This is a genomic window from Rhodospirillales bacterium (assembly GCA_016872535.1).
Taxonomy (GTDB): domain Bacteria; phylum Pseudomonadota; class Alphaproteobacteria; order Rhodospirillales; family 2-12-FULL-67-15; genus 2-12-FULL-67-15.
In genome coordinates, this window is record VGZQ01000156.1 from 1 (window position 1) to 1,527 (window position 1,527).

Below are 1,527 nucleotides of genomic sequence, written 5' to 3' on the forward strand. Positions count from 1 at the left end.
TGGATCGCGGGATCGAGCAGCGCGCGGCGGCGCCGATTGTAAAAATCGTGTACCCGCGCCGGATCGCGCCGGAACGCGTCGGGCGTCGCCACGTCCTCGATCCGCACCGTCGCCCAGATGCCGTCGGCGTCGCGAAACGTGCTGAGGCCGGATTCTTTGGAAATCCCCGCTCCGGTCAGTACGACGATGCGTTTTTCGCGGTTCATGGGCGTGAACTTGCTCCCGGCAAGGGCTCCGATAATAATCCGCGTCGCATAATCCCGAAACCGCCGAATGCGGGAAAACCATGATTCGCGTTCTCTTCGTCTGCCTCGGTAACATCTGCCGCTCGCCCACCGCCGAAGGCGTGTTTCGCGCGCGTGTCGCGCACGCCGGGCTTGCGCACGCCATTGCGACCGATTCCGCCGGAACCCACGGCTATCATATCGGCGAGCCGCCCGATCCCCGGGCGCGCGCGGCGGCGAAACGGCGCGGCGTCGATATCTCGGATTTGCGCGGCCGCCAAGTCGCGCGCGAGGACTTCGAGCGTTTCGAATACGTGCTGGCCATGGATCGCTCGAACCTGCGCAACCTTGCCCGCTTGTGCCCCAGGGGGGCGGAATCCCGGCTCCGGCTTTTTCTCGAATTCGCGCCGGAAGGGGCGCCCGACGAAGTCCCGGATCCCTACTACGGCGGCGCGGACGGTTTCGAATACGTGCTTGACCTCGCCGAGGCGGCCGCCGACGGCCTCCTCGCGCATATTCGCGAACTCCATCTCGCCGGAAACAATGGCCCGCGCGGCGCTTGAATCCCGGATCGCCGAGGTCGCGGGCGCGCGCGTCATCGGACTTTCGCCGCTCTCCGGCGGCTGCGTCGGCGACGTGTTCCGCGTCGATCTCGCCTCGGGCGTCCGCGTCGTGGTCAAGGCGGGAAGCGGCGGCAGCCGGCTCGACCTCGAGGGCGATATGCTCCGCGCGCTCGAACGGACGGGTCTTCCGGTGCCAAAAGTGGTTTTCGCGGCGGACGATCTTTTGGTTATGGACTACGTCGAAACGTCCGGCGGCCTGACCGAAAGCGCGGAGGCGCACGCCGCCGAACTGCTCGCCCGCCTGCACGGGAACACCGCGCCCGCGTTCGGCTACGACGGCGATACGCTGATCGGCGGGCTTCTTCAGCCGAACGGCCGGGAGGCAAGCTGGCTCGCGTTCTTCCGCGACCGAAGGCTTCTATACATGGCGACGGAGGCGCATCGGGCCGGGCGGTTGCCCGCTCGGATCGTCGGCCGGATCGAAAAGCTGGCGGGGCGGCTCGGCCAATGGATCGAAGGCTCGACGCCGCCCGCCTTGATCCACGGCGACGCCTGGGGCGGCAACATCCTGTGCCGGCGGGGACGCGTCGCCGCGTTCGTCGATCCCGCGGTCTACTACGCCGATCCGGAAATCGAACTCGCGTTCGGCACCCTGTTCGGCACCTTCGGGCCCGCGTTCTTCCGCCGTTACGGGGAACTGCGCCCGTTGCGGCCGGGTTTCTTCGAGGCGCGGCGCGATC

The 1,527-nt window shown here is 67.9% G+C and carries 3 protein-coding genes; 2 read left to right on the forward strand and 1 reads right to left on the reverse strand.

Annotation, left to right across the window (positions count from 1 at the left end; genetic code table 11):
- Positions 1 to 206 (reverse strand): NAD-dependent protein deacylase (locus FJ311_16300; GenBank protein MBM3952996.1); only part of this gene is annotated, 206 nt, incomplete at its 3' end.
- 80 nt (positions 207 to 286) lie between these two features.
- Between FJ311_16300 and FJ311_16305 the strand changes: the two genes are divergently transcribed.
- Together FJ311_16305 and FJ311_16310 are read left to right on the forward strand one after the other, a co-directional pair.
- Complete coding sequence (locus FJ311_16305; protein ID MBM3952997.1) at positions 287 to 787, forward strand: low molecular weight phosphotyrosine protein phosphatase; 501 nt, start codon at positions 287 to 289, stop codon at positions 785 to 787.
- Positions 768 to 1,527 (forward strand): fructosamine kinase (locus FJ311_16310; protein ID MBM3952998.1); only part of this gene is annotated, 760 nt, incomplete at its 3' end. The genes FJ311_16305 and FJ311_16310, both read left to right, overlap by 20 nt.